The organism is Bacillus sp. AFS098217 (assembly GCF_002551815.1).
In the GTDB taxonomy this organism is placed as follows: Bacteria; Bacillota; Bacilli; order Bacillales; family Bacillaceae_G; genus Bacillus_A.
Map to the genome: position 1 here is coordinate 1 of NZ_NVPR01000107.1, position 467 is coordinate 467.

The window sequence follows — 467 nt, forward strand, 5'->3', positions numbered from 1 at the left end:
AGCCACTTGGGTACTTCTCTATAATGGCTCCGCAGGTAGGACTCGAACCTACGACCGATCGGTTAACAGCCGATAGCTCTACCACTGAGCTACTGCGGAATAATGGTGGGCCTAAATGGACTCGAACCATCGACCTCACGCTTATCAGGCGTGCGCTCTAACCAGCTGAGCTATAGGCCCCCAATAGAAAAAGCGGGTGAAGAGAATCGAACTCTCGACCAGAGCTTGGAAGGCTCTTGTTTTACCACTAAACTACACCCGCATAAAATTGTAAATGGTGAGCCATGAAGGACTCGAACCTTCGACCCTCTGATTAAAAGTCAGATGCTCTACCAACTGAGCTAATGGCTCATTTTGAAAGTGGTGCCGGCTAGAGGACTTGAACCCCCAACCTACTGATTACAAGTCAGTTGCTCTACCAATTGAGCTAAGCCGGCTTGCTATTTCAAAATGGTGGCTCGGGACGG

5 tRNA genes are annotated in these 467 nt (G+C 49.5%); all 5 read right to left on the minus strand.

The annotated features are described in order from the left end of the window. Positions 1-24: 24 nt before the first annotated feature. Positions 25-99, minus strand: a tRNA-Asn gene (locus tag COO03_RS22905). A gap of 4 nt (positions 100-103) precedes the next feature. After that, positions 104-180: transfer RNA gene (locus COO03_RS22910), tRNA-Ile, on the minus strand. An 11-nt stretch (positions 181-191) separates the two neighbouring features. Then, positions 192-262 (minus strand) — tRNA-Gly (locus COO03_RS22915). Between the two features lie 13 nt (positions 263-275). Next, a tRNA-Lys gene (locus tag COO03_RS22920) sits at positions 276-351 on the minus strand. A gap of 10 nt (positions 352-361) precedes the next feature. Beyond that, positions 362-437: transfer RNA gene (locus COO03_RS22925), tRNA-Thr, on the minus strand. Positions 438-467: the final 30 nt, after the last annotated feature.